Below are 17057 nucleotides of genomic sequence, written 5' to 3'. Positions count from 1 at the left end.
GGCGATGCCGTTCAGGGCAGGCTTGGCATCCACCGGCACGATCTGCAGGGCATGCACGCCCTTGGGTCCGTCATGCAGCTCGTACTGCACGCGCACGCCGGGCTTGAGCGTCTTGAAGCCATCCATCTCGATGGCGGAAAAATGCGCGAACACATCGTTGCCGGCGTCATCGGGCTGGATGAAGCCGTACCCTTTGGCATCACTGAACCATTTCACTATCCCCGTAGCCATCCTCTACCTCTCGAACTGTGGACTATTTCACCCCGGCGATGCTATCAGCGGGCTCGTTTCTTGCCCATTGGGGGTATGCCGCCGGAGCTTGCTTCAGGTCAAGAAAACAGCAATCTGGGCGAATTTGGCAGGAATTTGTATCACTTCGCTACAGAAACAGGCCTATCGCCGTACCCGCTGCGCGCTTTTGCGGGCTGCCGTAAAATCCTTGCATCCGGCCCCTGCGGACAGGTTTTCGTGCGCGTGTGCAGGTGCCGGGGTTCTTCAACATCACCCTATGGCCACCATTCCTCCCGAACAGCCGCCGGTGCAACCGCCGGATCACACTCCCTCCCGCGACAGTGACATCGGACTGGCCACGCGCCCGCGCCGCCTCGCCACCAAGCCGCCCGCCATGTACCAGGTGGTGCTGCTCAACGACGATTTCACGCCGATGGAGTTCGTCGTGCTGGTGCTGCAGGAGTTCTTCAACAAGGACCGCGAGGCCGCCACCAGCATCATGCTCAAGGTGCACATGGAAGGGCGCGGCATCTGTGGCGTCTACCCCAAGGACATCGCCCAGACCAAGGTCGAGCATGTGATGGAAGCCGCGCGCGCCGCCGGCCATCCGCTGCAGTGCATTTGCGAGCCGGTTGAATAACGGCCGGGATATCCCCATATGCACCCGCAGGGCAAAGCGGATGCATGTTGGGTAATATGAAGACATTCGCAATGCCGTGTGGCGAAAGGAAGAAGTGATGATCGCACAAGAGCTGGAAGTAACCTTGCACATGGCGTTCGTGGAAGCTCGGCAGCAAAGGCACGAGTTTCTGACGGTCGAGCACCTGCTGCTGGCGCTGCTGGACAACCCCAGTGCGTCCGAGGTGTTGCACGCCTGTGCAGCCAACGGGGATGATTTGCGCACCTCGCTGGGCAATTTCATCAAGGACCACAGCCCGCAGATGCCGGGCAATGACGAGGTGGACACGCAACCCACGCTGGGTTTCCAGCGCGTGATCCAGCGTGCCATCATGCACGTGCAGTCCACCGGCAACGGCAAGAAGGAGGTAACGGGCGCCAACGTGCTCGTGGCCATCTTCGGCGAGAAGGACTCCCACGCCGTCTACTACCTGCACCAGCAGGGCGTGACCCGCCTCGACGTGGTCAACTACATCGCGCATGGCATACGCAAGACCGGCGAATCGGAGGAGCCGTCCAAGCCCGATGACAGCGGCCAGAACGAGGGTGGCGAGGAGCAGGGCGAGCGCAGCGAGAAGGGTTCGCCGCTGGACCAGTTCACCAACAACCTGAACCAGGCTGCCAGGGAAGGCAAGATCGATCCGCTGATCGGCCGCGACTACGAGGTCGAGCGCGTGATCCAGATTCTGTGTCGCCGCCGCAAGAACAACCCGCTGCTGGTGGGCGAGGCCGGCGTGGGCAAGACCGCGATTGCCGAAGGCCTGGCCTGGCGCATCACCCAGGGCACGGTGCCCGAGGTGCTGGCCGATGCCGAAGTGTTCGCGCTCGACATGGGCGCCTTGCTGGCCGGCACCAAGTACCGCGGCGACTTCGAGCAGCGTCTCAAGGCCGTGCTCAAGGCGCTCAAGGACAAGCCGGACTCCATCCTGTTCATCGACGAGATCCACACGCTGATCGGCGCCGGTGCGGCCTCGGGCGGCACCATGGATGCCTCCAACCTGCTCAAGCCGGCCCTGTCCAGCGGGCAGATCAAGTGCGTGGGCGCTACCACCTTCACCGAGTACCGCGGCATCTTCGAAAAGGATGCGGCGCTGTCGCGGCGCTTCCAGAAGGTGGATGTGGTCGAGCCGACGGTGGAGCAGACTGTGGAAATCCTCAAGGGCCTGAAGTCGCGCTTCGAGGAGCACCACAACGTCAAGTATGCACAGGCAGCGCTGCAGGCTGCGGCCGAGCTGAGCGCCAAGTACATCAACGACCGCCAGTTGCCCGACAAGGCCATCGACGTGATCGACGAGGCCGGTGCGGCACAGCGCATCGTGGTGGCGAGCAAGCGCAAGAAGACCATCGGCAAGGGCGAGATCGAGGACATCGTGGCCAAGATCGCGCGCATTCCGCCGGCCAGCGTCAGCAGCGATGACCGCGGCAAGCTGGCCACGCTGGAGCGCGACCTCAAGAGCGTGGTGTTCGGCCAGGACAAGGCGCTCGAGGTGCTGGCGTCCAGCGTCAAGATGGCGCGCTCCGGCCTGGGCAAGCAGGACAAGCCGATCGGCGCCTTCCTGTTCAGCGGCCCCACCGGCGTCGGCAAGACCGAAGCGGCCAAGCAACTCGCCTACATCATGGGCGTGGATCTGGTGCGTTTCGACATGTCGGAGTACATGGAGCGCCATGCCGTGAGCCGCCTCATCGGCGCGCCTCCGGGCTACGTCGGCTTCGACCAGGGCGGCCTGCTGACCGAACAGATCAGCAAGAAGCCGCACTGCGTGCTGCTGCTCGACGAGATCGAGAAGGCACACCCGGACATCTTCAACGTGCTGCTGCAGGTCATGGACCACGGCACGCTGACGGACAACAACGGACGCAAGGCCGATTTCCGCAACGTGGTGATCATCATGACCACCAACGCGGGCGCCGAGACCATCAACAAGGCGACCATCGGCTTCACTACGGCGCGCCAGGCGGGCGACGAGATGGCCGACATCAAGCGCCTGTTCACGCCCGAGTTCCGCAACCGACTCGACGCCATCGTGAGCTTCAAACCGCTGGACGAGCAGGTCATCCTGCGCGTGGTGGACAAGTTCCTGCTGCAGTTGGAGCACCAGCTGATCGAGAAGAAGGTGGAAGTGACCTTCACCGACGTGCTGCGCAAGCATCTGGCGAAGAAGGGCTTCGATCCGCTCATGGGCGCACGCCCCATGCAGCGCCTGATCCAGGACACCATCCGCAAGGCGCTGGCCGACGAACTGCTGTTTGGTCGCCTGACCGAAGGCGGCCGCCTGACGGTAGACTACGACGAGAAGCAGGAAGAGAACAACGGCATCGTGCTGGACATCCAGCCGCTGGCGAAGAAGGAGCCCAAGCCGGGCACTGCCGAGCCGGAGGAGAAGGCGCCGGCGGGCTGATCCTGCTGACAGGTCTTGCTCCGACCCAAGCCAGTCGTTCGCGACTGGCTTTTTTTATTGATGGCGGCACGCAAGGGTGAACCCTGTAAAGGTTTTACATGAAGCTTAAGTATGATCAGGGCTCGCCTTTCCCTGCCAACACCACTGAAAGAGCCCGACTCATGAAAACTTCCGCCCTGATCCTGGCCGCAACCTGTGTGCCCTTGCTCGCTGCCTGCAACACCAGCAAGCCGGCTGCCCCGCAGGCTGCCGCGACGCCCGCCGTCGAGCCCTGGGTGGCGGATGCGCGTGCGGCGGCGTCTTCCATGCCGCCCAGGCTGCTGGCCGTGCTGCAGCCCGCCATCAAGGAACGTGGCCCGGCTGGTGCCATCGACGTCTGCAGCAAGGAAGCACCCAAGCTGGCCAAGGCCGCTTCCGAGCAGACCGGCTGGCAGATCCGCCGCGTCAGCCTGAAGAATCGCAACCCCAAGGCCGTGCCCGATGCCTGGGAGCGCGCCACGCTGGAATCCTTCGACAAGGCCCAGGCCGCCGGCGTGGACCCGGCCAAGCTGGAGCGCGCCGAAGTGGTGACGGAAAACGGCCAGCAGATCCGCCGCTACATGCGCGCGCTGCCGGTGCAGCAGACCTGCCTGCAGTGCCACGGCACGGCCGACAAGCTCGGCCCGGGCGTGGCGCAGAAGCTGGCCCAGCTCTATCCGAATGACAAGGGCACCGGCTTTACCCTCGGCCAGATCCGTGGCGCGATGACGCTGCGCCAGCCGGTGGCGAACTGACATGACACGCATCCGTTTGAATGCCGACGGCACCCGGACCCTGCTGTCCTGGTCTCATTTCGGCGTGGGCGATCCGGACGAGGCCTTGCGCAAGACGGTGGAAGCACTCGAAGAGTCGAACGCCAAGGCTCGGGCCGAATGGGACAGCCTCAGCCCGCAGGAGCAGCAGCGCCGCATCGCGGAGTTTGAAGCCGACCGCTGACGGCGGTGGGGCTTACAGCGTCCCGAAGATCCGGTCGCCGGCATCCCCCAGGCCAGGCACGATATAGCCTTTCTCGTTCAGTCCGCGGTCGATCGCCGCGGTGTAGATCGGCACGTCCGGGTGCGCCTTGTGCAGCGTGGCAATGCCTTCGGGGCAGGTCAGCAGGCAGACGAACTTGATGGAGCGCGGCTTGAGCACCTTGATGCGGTCCAGCGCCATCACGGCCGAGTTGCCGGTGGCCAGCATGGGATCGACCACGATGGCGTCGCGCTCTTCCATGTGTGTCGGCATCTTGAAGTAGTACTCGATCGCCTGCAGCGTCTTGGGGTCGCGGTACAGGCCGACATGGCCGACGCGCGCGCCCGGCACCACGCTGAGCATGCCGTCGAGCAGGCCGTTGCCGGCGCGCAGGATGCTGATCAGCGCCAGCTTCTTGCCGTCGATGACCTTGCCGGTGGTTTTTTCGAGCGGGGTCTCGACCTCGATCTCCTGCATCGGCATGTCGCGCGTGATCTCGTAGGCCATCAGCGCGCTCAGTTCGTTGAGCAGGCGGCGGAACGAACTGGTGCTCGCTTCCCGGTTGCGCATCAGCGAGAGCTTGTGCTGGATCAGCGGGTGCTGGATGTGGTGGACTTCGGGTGTGCTTGTCATCGTTGTTTTCCCAGTTTTAACGGCGGCGGCCCAGGATGCCCCCGAGCACGCCACGGATGATTTCGCGGCCGGCACTGCGCACCGCCGACTTGGCCATGGACTGCACCAGGCCGTCATACTGCCCCCCGCGCGGGCCGGTACGGCCGAACAGGGCTTCCTTCACCATGCCGCCGACGCTGCCGAGCAGGCCTCCGTCCTGCTGTGCCGGTGCGCCGGGCTTGCCTGCGGCGCCTTCCTTGCCGGCATTGGCAGCCGCTGCCGCGCCGCGCTGCTGCAGCATCTCGTAGGCGGATTCGCGGTCGATCGCCTTCTCGTAATTGCCCGCCACCAGCGAATTGGCCAGCAATGCGTGGCGCTGCTCGGGCGTGATCGGGCCGATCTGGCTGCCGGGCGGCACCACATAGACGCGTTGCGTCACGCCGGGGCGGCCTTTCTCGTCGAGGAAGCTGACCAGCGCCTCGCCGGTGGCCAGTTCGGTGATGGCCTGCGCAATGTCGATCTCCGGGTTGGGCCGCATGGTCTCGGCCGTGGCCTTGACGGCCTTCTGGTCGCGCGGGGTGTAGGCGCGCAGCGCGTGCTGCACGCGGTTGCCGAGCTGTGCCAGCACGGTGTCGGGAATGTCGATCGGGTTCTGCGTGACGAAATACACGCCCACGCCCTTGGAGCGCACCAGACGCACCACCAGTTCGATGCGCTCCAGCAGCACCTTGGGCGCATCGTCGAACAGCAGATGCGCCTCGTCGAAGAAGAACACCAGCTTGGGCTTGTCCGGATCGCCGATTTCGGGCAGCTGCTCGAACAGTTCGGACAGCATCCACAGCAGGAAGCTGGCATACAGGCGCGGCGCCTGCAGCAGCTTGTCGGCGGCAAGGATGTTGATCATGCCCTGGCCGGAGACGGTCTGCATCAGGTCCTCGATGTTGAGCATGGGCTCGCCGAAGAACCTGTCGCCGCCCTGGCTTTCGATCTGCAGCAGGCCGCGCTGGATGGCGCCCACGCTGGCGCTGCTGATGTTGCCGTACTGCGTGGTGAACTGGCTGGCGTTCTCGCCCACGTACTGCAGCATGGCGCGCAGGTCCTTCAGGTCGAGCAGCAGCATGCCGTTGTCATCGGCGATGCGGAACACGATGTTGAGCACGCCGGCCTGGGTGTCGTTCAGGTTCAGCATGCGCGCCAGCAGCAGCGGGCCCATGTCGCTCACTGTGGCGCGCACCGGATGGCCCTGCTCGCCGAACACGTCCCACAGCGTGGTGGGGCAGGCCAGGGGCTGCGGCAGCGCGATGCCGCGCTCCTGCAATACGCCGGCCATCTTGCCGCCGATGTTGCCGCTCTGGCTGATGCCGGTCAGGTCGCCCTTGATGTCGGCCATGAACACCGGTACGCCGATCTGCGAGAAGGATTCCGCCAGTTTCTGCAGCGTCACCGTCTTGCCGGTGCCGGTGGCGCCGGTGATCAGGCCGTGGCGGTTGGCAAGCGCCGGCAGCAGGGCGCACTCGGTCTGTGCATTTTTCGCAATCAACATCGGGTCGGCCATGGGGTTGTCCTCGGGGAGCGGCAGCTAAAAAAGTAGAATAGGAGGTTGTCCCTGCAGACAGAGACAGGGACGGGAAAGATTGAAAAGGATTATCCATCATGGCAGGGCATAGCAAGTGGGCCAATATCCAGCACCGCAAGGGCCGTCAGGACGAAAAGCGGGGCAAGATCTGGACGCGGCTGATTCGTGAAATCATCGTCGCGGCACGCAATGGTGGTGGCGATCCCGCTGCCAACCCGCGCCTGCGTCTGGCCATCGACAAGGCCAAGGCCGCCAACATGCCGGCCGACAACATCAAGCGCAACATCGACAAGGCCACCGGCAACCTCGAAGGCGTCACCTACGAGGAAATCCGCTACGAGGGCTACGGCATCGGCGGCGCCGCCATCATCGTCGACACCATGACCGACAACCGCGTGCGCACCGTGGCGGAAGTGCGTCACATCCTGAGCAAGAACGGCGGCAATCTGGGCACCGAAGGCTCGGTGGCATTCCAGTTTCAGCATGTGGGCCAGTTCATCTATGCCCCCGGCACCGACGAGGAGAAGGTGATGGAAGTGGCGCTCGAAGCGGGCGCCGAGGACGTCATCACCGACGAGGAAGGCGCCATCGAGGTGCTGACTGCGCCGGGCGATTTCGAGACGGTGAAGGAGGCGCTGGAGGCGGCCGGCCTGCAGGCCGAGGTGGCAGAGGTTACGATGCGTGCCGAGAACAGCATCGAACTGGCCGGTGACGATGCGCAGAAAATGCAGAAGCTGCTCGACATGCTGGAAGACCAGGATGACGTGCAGAACGTCTATCACAACGCGGAACTGGACCTGGGAGAGTAAAGCATGCAAGTACTGGTGATCGGCAGCGGCGGCCGTGAACATGCCCTGGCCTGGAAACTGGCGCAATCCGAGCGCGTGACCAAGGTGTTCGTGGCGCCCGGCAACGGCGGCACGGCGCGCGAGCCCAAGCTCGAGAACCTGCCCATCAAGGATTTGAACGAACTGTGCGACTGGGCCAAGGCGCAGCAGATCGAGCTGACCGTGGTTGGCCCCGAGGCGCCGCTGGCGGCTGGCGTGGTGGACCTGTTTCGCGCCAACGGCCTGCGCATCTTCGGCCCCACGCAGGCGGCCGCGCAACTCGAAAGCTCCAAGGCCTTCAGCAAGGCCTTCATGCAGCGCCATGGCATTCCCACGGCAGCGTTCGATACCTTCACCGATCCGGCTGCGGCCCATGCCTATGTCGACAAGATCGGCGCGCCCATCGTGGTCAAGGCCGACGGCTTGGCCGCCGGCAAGGGCGTGGTGGTGGCCATGACGCTGCAGGAAGCGCATGAGGCGGTCGACTTCATGCTGGTGGACAACACCCTGGGCGTGCAGCACAACGAAGGCGGCGCGCGCGTGGTTATCGAGGAATTCCTGCAGGGCGAGGAAGCCAGCTTCATGGTGGTGTGCGACGGCAGCGAGGTGGTGGCACTGGCCACCAGCCAGGACCACAAGCGCCTGCTCGACAAGGACGAGGGCCCCAACACCGGTGGCATGGGTGCCTATTCCCCCGCGCCGGTGGTCACGGCCGACGTGCACGCCCGCGCCATGCGCGAGGTGATCCTGCCGACCATCCGCGGCATGGCCAAAGACGGCATCACCTACACGGGCTTTCTGTATGCCGGCCTGATGATCGACGCCGATGGCAAGGTCAAGACGCTGGAGTTCAACTGCCGCATGGGCGATCCGGAAACGCAGCCGATCCTGATGCGCCTGAAGTCCGACCTGTTCGAGCTGTTGATGGCAGCGACCGAACCGGTCGGCGGCCATGGCAAGCGCCTGGCCGATGTGGAGCCCCAGTGGGACCGTCGCGTCACCCTGGGCGTGGTGGTGGCCGCACCGGGTTACCCGATGCAGCCCCGCACCGGCGAGGCCATCAGCCAGCTGCCGCTGGATACGGATGATGTGAAGGTGTTCCATGCCGGCACGCGCCTGGATGACGATGGCAAGCTGCTCAGCAGCGGCGGCCGCGTGCTGTGCGTGACGGCGCTGGCCGACAGCGTGAAGCTGGCGCAGGCCAGGGCCTATGCCGCCATGCAGCAGGTGCAGCTGCCCGAGATGCAGTTCCGCACCGATATCGGTCACCGCGCCGCCGGGCATTCCGGCAGCCAGGCCTGAGCCGGACCTGCGGGAGCGGGCATGCAGGCGCAGGACGTACAGCCAACTTCGCAACAGCGCGGGCTGGTCGATGCGGGCCCGGTGCCGGGACTGGAGGTGGTGCCCATGCCCGCTTCCGGCCCGCTGGTTCCGCCGGGAGGCAGCCGGCTGGCGGCGTGGTGCCTGAAGGTGCTGGGCTGGCGCAATGACTTTCCCGGCCTCCCGGATCCGCGTGGCCTGTTGGTGGTGTATCCACACACCTCGAACTGGGACTTTCCCCTGGGCCTGCTCTACAAGTGGTCCCATGGCCTGCCGTTCCGTTTCTGGATCAAGGACAGCGCCACGCGGCTGCCGGTGATCGGTCGCTGGATCCGCTGGGTCGGCGGCGTGGCCATCAACCGCAAGGCGGCGCATGGCGTGGTCGAGCAGACCATGCAGCAGATGCGCGAGGCGGATTTCTTCTGGCTGGCGGTCGCGCCGGAAGGCACGCGCAGCTACACCAATGGCTGGCGCACCGGTTTCTACCATCTCTGGCGCGCTGCCGACTGTCCGCTCGGGCTGGCCTACATCGACTACGGCCACAAGCAGATCGGCGTGCAGCACTATGTGCGCTGCAGCGGCGACATGGAAGCGGATTTCGCCGCGCTGGCGCGCTATTACGAGAGGCGTACCGGTTACCATCCGGAAAAGGCGGCCCCCGTGCGCCCCTATGAGCGGGGCCGCTCCCGGGACGCTGACGCCGGTCAGGATGCCCGGCAGTAAATTCCGGTTGTCGCGCTGGCACTGAGCGGCGCACACTTTTTCCCCAGCAACATTTTGCAAGTTGCGGCATGCACCAATTCACATGGCCATGATGAACACCTCTTCGCTCGACACCGCCGAAACATCCAGTGTGCTGACCTTTCTGCAGGGCCTGCAGCAGCGCATCACCGATGCCGTGCAGGCCATGGAGCCGCAGGCACGCTTCGTGGTGGACGACTGGCGCAAGGAGCCGGGCGAGCGTCTGCAGGGCCATGGCCGCACCATGATCCTGGAAGGCGGCAGCGTGTTCGAGCGTGCCGGTGTCGGCCTGTCGAACGTGCGCGGGCCGCAACTGCCACCCTCGGCCACGCAACATCGCCCGGAACTGGCCGGCGCGCCCTTCGAGGCCATGGGCGTGTCGCTGGTGTTCCACCCGCGCAATCCCTATGTGCCCACGGTGCACATGAACGTGCGCATGATCGCCGCGCTGCCGGCCAATGCCGCGGCCGTCTGCTGGTTTGGCGGCGGCATGGACCTGACGCCGTATTACGGCTTCGACGAGGACTGCGTGCATTTCCACCGCGTCTGCCAGCAGGCGCTGCAGCCCTTTGGCGACGACAAGTACCCGCGTTTCAAGCAGTGGTGCGACGAGTATTTCTTCCTCAGGCATCGCAACGAGCAACGCGGCATTGGCGGCGTGTTTTTCGATGACTTCGCAGAATTCGACTTTGCACGCAACTTCGCCATGCTGCAGGCGGTGGCCGACGGTTTCCTGCCGGCCTACCTGCCGATCGTGCAGCGCCGCAAGGATATGGCCTGGGGCGAGCGCGAGCGCAATTTCCAGCTCTACCGCCGTGGCCGCTACGTCGAGTTCAATCTGGTGTGGGATCGCGGCACGCACTTCGGGCTGCAGAGCGGCGGCCGCACCGAATCCATCCTGCTCTCCATGCCGCCGCTGGCAAACTGGAGCTACCAGCGCACCGAACCGGAAGGCTCGCACGAGGCGCAACTGACGGCGCATTTCCTGCAGCGCCGCGACTGGCTGGCCGCGTGACGCAACGCATGCGCATCGGCATCTACGGCGGCGCCTTCGATCCGCCGCACAAGGCGCATCTCGGACTGGCCCGGGCTGCCGTGGAACAACTGGCACTTAACCGCCTGTACGTGATCCCCACCGGCCAGCCCTGGATGAAGCAGCGCCGCCTGACGGCTGCCGAACATCGGCTGGCGATGGCGCGGCTGGCTTTCGAGAGCGTGCCCGAAGTGCAGGTGGACGACTGCGAGGTGCAGCGCGAAGGCACGACCTACACCATCGACACCCTGCACGAGCTGCAGCAGCGCCATGCCGCGCTGGGCGAGCAGGAGATCGACTGGTATCTGGTGATGGGCCAGGACCTGCTGCACAGCCTGCCGCAGTGGCAGCGCGCCGACGAATTGCTGCGCAGCGTGACGGTGGCCGTATTGCAACGCCCTGGCGCGGAACAGACCGCGGTGGAGCAGGAACTGGCCCAGGTGCGCGCGCAACTGCCCGATCTGCGCACGGTGCAGCTACACTTGCCGGCCAGCGACGCCAGTTCCACCCGGATTCGTGCCGGCATGCAACAGCGCATGTCAGACGACGGCGCGACTCGTCGCGCCTGGCTGCAAAGCCTTGTGCCGCCTGGCGTGGCACAGTATATTGAACGACATCAACTCTACTTGACTTCCCACACCTGATGGCCACTGAAAAAACTTCTGCCAAGACCCCCTCCAAGAAACCCGCCATCGCCCCCAAGGCACAGGCCGGCGAGTTCCCCGTCGAGATGTCCATCACGGACGATTCTCCGGCTGCGGGCAAGATGATCCAGAAGCTGCAGCGTGCCATCGTGGACGGTCTGGAAGACGTGAAGGCGCAGAACATCCAGGTGTTCAATACCGAGCACCTGTCGCCGCTGTTCGAGCGTGTGGTGATTGCATCCGGTACTTCCAACCGTCAGACCAAGGCCCTGGCCGCCAGCGTGCGTGACGCCGTGCGTGATGCCGGCTTCAACAAGCCGCGCATGGAAGGCGAGGAGAACGGCGAGTGGATCATCGTGGACTGTGGCAGTGCCGTGGTGCACATCATGCAGCCCGCCATCCGCCAGTACTACACGCTGGAAGATATCTGGGGCGAGAAACCGGTGCGCATGCGCATGGGTGCGGCGGCGGCCAAGGCGGCAGCCGAGAAAAAGGTGTCGCGTACCGCGGCGCGTACGGCGGCCAAGAAGGAAGCAGCGGCTGCCGCTGCGACCGAGGCTGGTACGGAGTTGAGCGAAGCGCCGGCCAAGCCGGTGCGCAAGACGGCGGCGATGACTGCGTCGGCAGCCACTGCCAGCGCGACTCCGGCGGCCGAGAAGGCGGCGGCTCCCAAGGCCGCTGCCGCCAAGACGGCTGCCAGCAAGGCAGCAGCACCGAAAGCCACCGCTGCCAAGCCCACGGCAAGCAAGCCCGTGGCTGGCAAGGCTGCTCCCAAGGCGACTGCTTCCCGCTCGACTGCGGCCAATTCCGCCAAGCCGGCAACAGCCAGCGTGACCGATGCGGGCGCAGGGACACCCGCCGCTACGCGCAAGCCTGCCACGCGCAAGACCGCCGCCATGCCGACAGCCGACGCTGCTGTCGAAAAGCCCGCCAAGCCGCGCGCCCGCAAGGCGCCGGTCGTGACCGTGGTGGTCGGCAAGACCGTGACCAAGAAGACCATCAAGGCCAAGAGTTAAACCGGCATGAAGCTGGTGATCGTCGCGGTCGGGCAGAAGATGCCCGATTGGGCACAAACCGCCTTTGACGACTATGCCAAGCGCTTTCCGCCCGAGTTGCGGCTGGATTGCCGCACCGTCAAGACCGAGCCGCGCAGCGGTGGCAAGACGGCCGAGCAACTGATGCAGGCCGAGGCGCAGCGCATCGAGGCGGCCATCGACAGCGCCTGCAACAAGGGCCGGCGCATCGTCGCGCTGGACGAGCGCGGCACTACCGTGACCACCAAGGCGCTGGCCGACAAGCTGCGGGGCTGGCAGCAGCAGGGCGATGATGTGGCACTGCTGATTGGCGGCCCGGACGGCCTGTTGCCGGCGCTGCGCCAGCAGGCGCACGAACGCATCCGCCTGTCCGACCTGACGCTGCCGCATGCCATGGCGCGCGTGCTGCTGGTGGAGCAGCTCTACCGTGCCTGGTCGGTGAATGCCGGGCATCCCTACCACCGGGAGTGAGCGCACCCCAGGTTTCGGGGCATACTGAACGTCTTTGCGCCGTATCCCTGCCATGTCCGCCAAGCCCTTCGTCTACCTCGCCTCCCAGAGTCCCCGTCGCGCCCAGTTGCTGGAGCAGATCGGCGTGGCACACCAGTTGCTGTTGCCTGATGCCGATGAGGATGCAGAGAGCCTGGAGGCGGTGTTGCCGGGCGAGTCGCCGCGTGACTATGTGCAGCGCGTGACGCTGCTGAAGCTGCAGGCTGCGCTGCAGCGCTGGCAGCGTCGCGGTCTGCCGCCTGCGCCGGTGCTGTGTGCCGACACCACGGTGGCGCTGGGCGACACCATTCTGGGCAAGCCGGCCGATGCGCAGGAGGCGACGGCGATGCTGGCGCAACTGTCGGGCCGGCAGCATGAGGTGCTGACGGCGGTGGCAATCGGCGTGCCCGGCGCGGCTCCCGATGCACTGCAGAATGCCACGCTGCACGAGGAACTGAGCATTTCCGAGGTCCGCTTCGATGAGCTCGACGCCGGCCGCATCACCGCCTACGTCGCCACCGGCGAGCCGTTTGGCAAGGCCGGAGCCTATGGCGTGCAGGGCCACGCCGCCACGCTGATCGCGCATATCGATGGCAGCTTTTCCGGCATCATGGGCCTGCCTTTGTTCGAGACAGCCCGCCTGCTGCGCGGCTTCGGGTGGAGAATATAGGCTTGCCTGTCGACGCGCCGCCTGCCAACCCGGCAGAACGCAGGGAGATCCATGCCTACCGGCAGGACGTGCAGGCTGGACGGATGGTTTCATGCAACAAGACATTCTGATCAACTGGTCTCCGCAGGAGACACGCGCTGCCGTGGTGGAGCACGGCGTGGTGCAGGAGCTGCATATCGAGCGCACGCTGCAGCGCGGGCGCGTGGGCAATATCTATCTGGGCAAGGTGGTGCGCGTGCTTCCCGGCATGCAGTCGGCCTTTGTCGATATCGGGCTGGAGCGCGCGGCCTTCCTGCATGTGGCGGACGTGTGGCAGCGCAGCGGTGAATCCGACGGCGTGGAGGGCGTGCGCGCCACTGCCAACCAGGCGGTGGCCGGCCCGAAGCCGATCGAGAAGCTGGTGTTCGAGGGCCAGACGCTGATGGTGCAGGTGATCAAGGATCCGCTCGGCAGCAAGGGCGCGCGCCTGTCCACGCAGATCAGCATTGCAGGGCGCATGATGGTGTATCTGCCGCAGGACGACAGCATTGGCGTGTCGCAGAAAATTCCGCTGCCGCAGCGCGATGCCTTGCGCGAGCGCGTGCAGTTGCTGCAGTCACAGCTGCCGCCGGAGCCGGGGTTGAACCGGCCGGGTGGCTACATCGTGCGCACCAATGCCGAAGATGCCAGCGACGCCGAACTGGAGCAGGACATGCGCTATCTGCGCAAGGCGTGCGCGCGCATCCGTGAACTCTCGCTGCGCCAGCCGGCGCCCTCGCTGCTGCATCAGGACCTGAGCCTGCTGCAGCGCGTGCTGCGCGACATGGTGGACGAAAACACCCAGAGCATCCGCATCGACTCGCAGGAGCAGTACCAGTTGCTGCGTGCCTTTGGCGAAGAGTTCATGCCCGCCGCCGCCGAAAAGTTGCAGCACTACAAGGGCGAGCGGCCGATTTTCGACCTGTTCTCGATCGACGAGGAGATCGCGCGGGCGCTGGGCCGGCGCGTGGACCTGAAATCCGGCGGCTACGTGGTGATCGACCAGACCGAAGCGCTGACGACCATCGATGTGAACACCGGCGGCTTTGTCGGTGCACGCAACTTTGACGAGACCATCTTCAAGACCAACCTGGAGGCAGCGCAGGCAATTGCGCGCCAGATGCGGCTGCGCAACCTGGGCGGCATCATCCTGGTGGACTTTATCGACATGGTGCGGCCGGAACACCAGCAGGGGGTGCTGGCCGAGCTGCGCCGCCAGCTGCAACGCGACCGCATCAAGACCATGGTGGGTGATTTTTCGCAGCTGGGGCTGGTGGAGATGACGCGCAAGCGCACGCGCGAATCGCTGGCCCGCATGCTGAGCGAGGTCTGCCCCACCTGCAAGGGCTCCGGCATGGTGAAAACGCCGCGCAGCGTGGCCTACGACATCCTGCGCGAGGTGCTGCGCGAGGCGCGCCAGTTCCATCCGCAGGAATTCCGCGTGATTGCGTCGCCGCAGGTGATCGAGCTGTTCCTGGACGAGGAAAGCCAGCATCTGGCGGGCCTGAGCGAATTCATCGGCAAGCCGATCTCGCTACAGGCCGAGGCGGGGCTGGCGCAGGATCAGTACGATATCGTGCTGATTTAAGGGCGGCGCGAAGCAGTTTGCTGCTGCGCGCCGCTACCGGTTACTCTCCCGGAACCCTGTCGCACTGCCTTTGGGCAGATTGGCCCTTCACTGAGTGCCCAGTGCCCCGCGGTGTTGCAGCCGCGCATAGACGCCGCCGGCTTGCAGCAGCTCGGCATGGCTGCCCTGTTCGACGATGCGGCCGGCTTCCATCACCACCACGCGGTCGGCATGCTCGATGGTGCTCAGGCGGTGGGCCACGATCAACGTGGTGCGGCCCTGCATCAGGTGCTGCAGGGCTTCCTGCACCAGGCGCTCGGATTCGTTGTCGAGCGCGGAGGTGGCTTCGTCCAGGATCAGGATGGGCGCGTTCTTGTAGATGGCGCGGGCGATGGCCAGGCGCTGGCGCTGGCCCCCCGACAGCTGGGTGGCGTTGTGGCCGACCACCGTGTCCATGCCCTGCGGCAGGCGCGCGATATGGGCGGACAAGTTGGCGGCTTCGAGCGCGGCCTGCACGCGGTCGCGGTCGATCTCCTGGCCCAGCGCCACGTTGGCGGCAATGCTCTGGTTCAGCATCACTACGTCCTGCGTGACCATGGCGATTTGCGAACGCAGGGCCAGCAGTGGCCACTGGTCCAGCGGGATGCCGTCGAGCAGTACGCTGCCGCTGCTGGGCAGCACGAAGCGCGGCAGCAGGTTCACCAGTGTGGTCTTGCCCGAGCCGGAGGGGCCGACGAAGGCGACGACTTCGCCGGGGGCGATGGAGAGGCTGACGCCTTGCAGGGCGGGGGTCTCTTCCTCGTGGGGCAGGACGTTCGCTGCAGGGCCGGCATCGCCGTCCTTCGGCATTGTGTCGCCGCCAGCCTCTCCCTGGCTTGCCGGGGCAGAAGCGTCGGGTGTGCCGTCCTGGATGGGCTTGGCCTCTGCGGGGATGTTGCCGTTTGCAACGGGAATCCCGTCCGGCCCCGCCGACGCCTGCGGCACATAGCGCACCTGCACGGCATCGAAGCGGATATCGCCGCGTGCCTGCGCCGGCACGGCAGCGGCGGGCTGCTCCTGCGGCTCGGGCGGCACGGTTTCGACCATGCTCAGCCCGCGCTCCAGCGCGGCCACGCCGCGCGTGATCGGGTTGGCCACGTCGGCCAGGCGGCGGATCGGCGCCACCAGCATCATCATGGCGGCCACGAAGGCGACGAAACCGCCGACGGTGACAGCGCGCTCGGCATCGCTGGCGGCCTGGGCCTGCCACAGTGCGATGGTGAGCACGGCAGACAGGGCGACTGCGGCGACGGACTGTGTCAGAGGCGTCATTGCCGAGGCCGCCACGGTGGACTTGAGCGCGAGCTGGCGCAGGCGCCGGCTCAGGAAACCGAAGCGCTCCTGCTGCTGTTCCTGCGCTCCATGCAGGCGCACCATGCGGTGGGCCAGCACGTTTTCCTCGACCACATAGGCCAGTTCATCGGTGGCCTGCTGGCCCTGTTTGGTCAGGCCGTAGAGCCGGCGCGAGAGCTTGCGCATCACCCAGGACATGCCGGGCACCAGCACCACGATCACCATGGTGAGCTGCCAGTTCAGGTACAGCAGGTAGCCCACCAGAGCGATCAGCGTGAAGGTGTCGCGCGACAGGCCGAGCAGGGCATGCACCAGCATGGTGGCGCCGTTCTGCACCTCGTAGACCACCGTGTTGGAGAGGCTGCTGGCCGACTGGCGCGAGAACAGGCCCAGTTCGGCATCGAGCAGGCGGGCGAACATGTCCTGGCGCAGCTTGACCATGCCGTCGTTGGCGATGCGGGAGAGCGCATACTGGGCGGCGAAGCCGGCCACGCCGCGCAGCACGAACAGCGTCAGCACGGCGGCAGGCACGGCCCACAACTGCAGCGAGCCTTGCGTGAAACCGCGGTCGAGCAGGGGCTTGAGCAAGGCGGGAATGCCGGCTTCAGTCAGCGAGCCGATCAGCGTGGCCAGCACGGCAAACACCCACCACTTGCGGCTGGTGCCGAAATAGCCGGCGATGCGGCGCAAGCGTGCCCAGAGCGACTGGCTGGGCAGGTCGGCCGCAGCCGCGGGAGAGGGGGCCGCTTCAGGCTGCGGCGCGTCGGCTGGGGCGCCGGCGGGGGAACTGTTCATGGGCACGGTTTTTCAAAGTCTGCAAGCATTGTAGACGGCGGGGCCGCTTCGGGCGCTGCCGGCGCGGGGCGTTCCTGACGCATCGGTAGTCACAAGCG

General features: G+C 65.8%; 16 protein-coding genes and 1 pseudogene. 13 read left to right on the top strand and 4 right to left on the bottom strand.

Going from position 1 to position 17057, the window contains the following annotated elements:
- Nucleotides 1–39: 39 nt before the first annotated feature.
- Nucleotides 40–231: pseudogene (locus tag KKQ75_RS13180) on the bottom strand (cold-shock protein); the annotation flags it as partial.
- 277 nt (nucleotides 232–508) lie between these two features.
- On the opposite strand from KKQ75_RS13180, the gene clpS reads away from it, so the two are divergent.
- The 4 genes from clpS to KKQ75_RS07755 all read left to right on the top strand — a co-directional run bounded on the left by clpS (nucleotide 509) and on the right by KKQ75_RS07755 (nucleotide 4283).
- On the top strand, nucleotides 509–871 hold the full coding sequence (clpS, locus tag KKQ75_RS07770; protein WP_213361353.1) for an ATP-dependent Clp protease adapter ClpS: 363 nt from the start codon (nucleotides 509–511) through the stop codon (nucleotides 869–871).
- A gap of 97 nt (nucleotides 872–968) precedes the next feature.
- Nucleotides 969–3308, top strand: coding sequence for an ATP-dependent Clp protease ATP-binding subunit ClpA (clpA, locus tag KKQ75_RS07765; RefSeq protein WP_213361352.1), 2340 nt, complete (start codon nucleotides 969–971; stop codon nucleotides 3306–3308).
- 161 nt (nucleotides 3309–3469) lie between these two features.
- Nucleotides 3470–4081, top strand: coding sequence for a Tll0287-like domain-containing protein (locus tag KKQ75_RS07760; RefSeq protein WP_213361351.1), 612 nt, complete (start codon nucleotides 3470–3472; stop codon nucleotides 4079–4081).
- Between the two features lies 1 nt (nucleotide 4082).
- Nucleotides 4083–4283: a hypothetical protein gene (locus tag KKQ75_RS07755; protein ID WP_213361350.1), complete on the top strand. Its 201-nt coding sequence runs from the start codon at nucleotides 4083–4085 to the stop codon at nucleotides 4281–4283.
- Nucleotides 4284–4295: 12 nt separating this feature from the next.
- Here KKQ75_RS07755 and upp read toward each other — a convergent pair whose 3' ends face one another.
- Both upp and KKQ75_RS07745 read right to left on the bottom strand, forming a co-directional pair.
- The gene (gene upp, locus KKQ75_RS07750) at nucleotides 4296–4934 is read right to left on the bottom strand and encodes a uracil phosphoribosyltransferase (protein WP_213361349.1); all 639 of its coding nucleotides are present in this window, start codon (nucleotides 4932–4934) and stop codon (nucleotides 4296–4298) included.
- 16 nt (nucleotides 4935–4950) lie between these two features.
- Nucleotides 4951–6468: a helicase HerA-like C-terminal domain-containing protein gene (locus tag KKQ75_RS07745; protein ID WP_213361347.1), complete on the bottom strand. Its 1518-nt coding sequence runs from the start codon at nucleotides 6466–6468 to the stop codon at nucleotides 4951–4953.
- Between the two features lie 98 nt (nucleotides 6469–6566).
- Between KKQ75_RS07745 and KKQ75_RS07740 the strand changes: the two genes are divergently transcribed.
- The 9 genes from KKQ75_RS07740 to rng all read left to right on the top strand — a co-directional run bounded on the left by KKQ75_RS07740 (nucleotide 6567) and on the right by rng (nucleotide 14853).
- A complete protein-coding gene (locus KKQ75_RS07740) occupies nucleotides 6567–7298 on the top strand; it encodes a YebC/PmpR family DNA-binding transcriptional regulator (RefSeq protein WP_213361346.1) in 732 nt (243 codons plus the stop codon).
- Between the two features lie 3 nt (nucleotides 7299–7301).
- A complete protein-coding gene (purD, locus tag KKQ75_RS07735) occupies nucleotides 7302–8618 on the top strand; it encodes a phosphoribosylamine--glycine ligase (protein WP_213361345.1) in 1317 nt (438 codons plus the stop codon).
- A gap of 21 nt (nucleotides 8619–8639) precedes the next feature.
- Nucleotides 8640–9359 (top strand): 1-acyl-sn-glycerol-3-phosphate acyltransferase, encoded by a 720-nt coding sequence (locus KKQ75_RS07730; RefSeq protein WP_213361344.1) that lies wholly within the window; start codon nucleotides 8640–8642, stop codon nucleotides 9357–9359.
- An 88-nt stretch (nucleotides 9360–9447) separates the two neighbouring features.
- Nucleotides 9448–10392 (top strand): oxygen-dependent coproporphyrinogen oxidase, encoded by a 945-nt coding sequence (gene hemF, locus KKQ75_RS07725; RefSeq protein WP_213361343.1) that lies wholly within the window; start codon nucleotides 9448–9450, stop codon nucleotides 10390–10392.
- Complete coding sequence (nadD, locus tag KKQ75_RS07720; protein WP_250131035.1) at nucleotides 10389–11054, top strand: nicotinate (nicotinamide) nucleotide adenylyltransferase; 666 nt, start codon at nucleotides 10389–10391, stop codon at nucleotides 11052–11054. Before hemF ends, nadD begins: the two co-directional genes overlap by 4 nt.
- Nucleotides 11054–12070 carry a ribosome silencing factor gene (gene rsfS, locus KKQ75_RS07715; RefSeq protein ID WP_434087722.1) on the top strand — a complete coding sequence of 339 codons (1017 nt, stop codon included), beginning with the start codon at nucleotides 11054–11056 and terminating at the stop codon, nucleotides 12068–12070. Before nadD ends, rsfS begins: the two co-directional genes overlap by 1 nt.
- A gap of 6 nt (nucleotides 12071–12076) precedes the next feature.
- Entirely contained in the window at nucleotides 12077–12559 is a 483-nt protein-coding gene (gene rlmH / locus KKQ75_RS07710; RefSeq protein WP_213361342.1) for a 23S rRNA (pseudouridine(1915)-N(3))-methyltransferase RlmH, read from the top strand.
- Between the two features lie 52 nt (nucleotides 12560–12611).
- The gene (locus KKQ75_RS07705) at nucleotides 12612–13247 is read left to right on the top strand and encodes a Maf family protein (protein ID WP_213361340.1); all 636 of its coding nucleotides are present in this window, start codon (nucleotides 12612–12614) and stop codon (nucleotides 13245–13247) included.
- Nucleotides 13248–13338: 91 nt separating this feature from the next.
- The gene (gene rng, locus KKQ75_RS07700) at nucleotides 13339–14853 is read left to right on the top strand and encodes a ribonuclease G (RefSeq protein WP_213361338.1); all 1515 of its coding nucleotides are present in this window, start codon (nucleotides 13339–13341) and stop codon (nucleotides 14851–14853) included.
- Between the two features lie 87 nt (nucleotides 14854–14940).
- Here rng and KKQ75_RS07695 read toward each other — a convergent pair whose 3' ends face one another.
- Complete coding sequence (locus KKQ75_RS07695) at nucleotides 14941–16959, bottom strand: ATP-binding cassette domain-containing protein (RefSeq protein WP_213361336.1); 2019 nt, start codon at nucleotides 16957–16959, stop codon at nucleotides 14941–14943.
- Nucleotides 16960–17057 lie beyond the last annotated feature (98 nt).

The sequence above is a fragment of the Brachymonas denitrificans genome (assembly GCF_907163135.1).
Lineage (GTDB): Bacteria > Pseudomonadota > Gammaproteobacteria > Burkholderiales > Burkholderiaceae_C > Brachymonas > Brachymonas denitrificans_A.
The sequence above is the reverse complement of the archived record's forward strand: the minus strand, read 5'-3'. Positions and strand labels throughout refer to the sequence as shown.

Coding starts and splice junctions, on each gene's coding strand:
- KKQ75_RS07755 (WP_213361350.1), top strand. CDS start 4,083: ATGACACGCATCCGTTTGAATGCCGACGGCACCCGGACCCTGCTGTCC.
- KKQ75_RS07705 (WP_213361340.1), top strand. CDS start 12,612: ATGTCCGCCAAGCCCTTCGTCTACCTCGCCTCCCAGAGTCCCCGTCGC.
- KKQ75_RS07695 (WP_213361336.1), bottom strand. CDS start 16,959: ATGAACAGTTCCCCCGCCGGCGCCCCAGCCGACGCGCCGCAGCCTGAA.
- clpS (WP_213361353.1), top strand. CDS start 509: ATGGCCACCATTCCTCCCGAACAGCCGCCGGTGCAACCGCCGGATCAC.
- KKQ75_RS07740 (WP_213361346.1), top strand. CDS start 6,567: ATGGCAGGGCATAGCAAGTGGGCCAATATCCAGCACCGCAAGGGCCGT.
- purD (WP_213361345.1), top strand. CDS start 7,302: ATGCAAGTACTGGTGATCGGCAGCGGCGGCCGTGAACATGCCCTGGCC.
- clpA (WP_213361352.1), top strand. CDS start 969: ATGATCGCACAAGAGCTGGAAGTAACCTTGCACATGGCGTTCGTGGAA.
- upp (WP_213361349.1), bottom strand. CDS start 4,934: ATGACAAGCACACCCGAAGTCCACCACATCCAGCACCCGCTGATCCAG.
- KKQ75_RS07760 (WP_213361351.1), top strand. CDS start 3,470: ATGAAAACTTCCGCCCTGATCCTGGCCGCAACCTGTGTGCCCTTGCTC.
- hemF (WP_213361343.1), top strand. CDS start 9,448: ATGATGAACACCTCTTCGCTCGACACCGCCGAAACATCCAGTGTGCTG.
- rng (WP_213361338.1), top strand. CDS start 13,339: ATGCAACAAGACATTCTGATCAACTGGTCTCCGCAGGAGACACGCGCT.
- KKQ75_RS07745 (WP_213361347.1), bottom strand. CDS start 6,468: ATGGCCGACCCGATGTTGATTGCGAAAAATGCACAGACCGAGTGCGCC.
- rsfS (WP_434087722.1), top strand. CDS start 11,054: ATGGCCACTGAAAAAACTTCTGCCAAGACCCCCTCCAAGAAACCCGCC.
- KKQ75_RS07730 (WP_213361344.1), top strand. CDS start 8,640: ATGCAGGCGCAGGACGTACAGCCAACTTCGCAACAGCGCGGGCTGGTC.
- rlmH (WP_213361342.1), top strand. CDS start 12,077: ATGAAGCTGGTGATCGTCGCGGTCGGGCAGAAGATGCCCGATTGGGCA.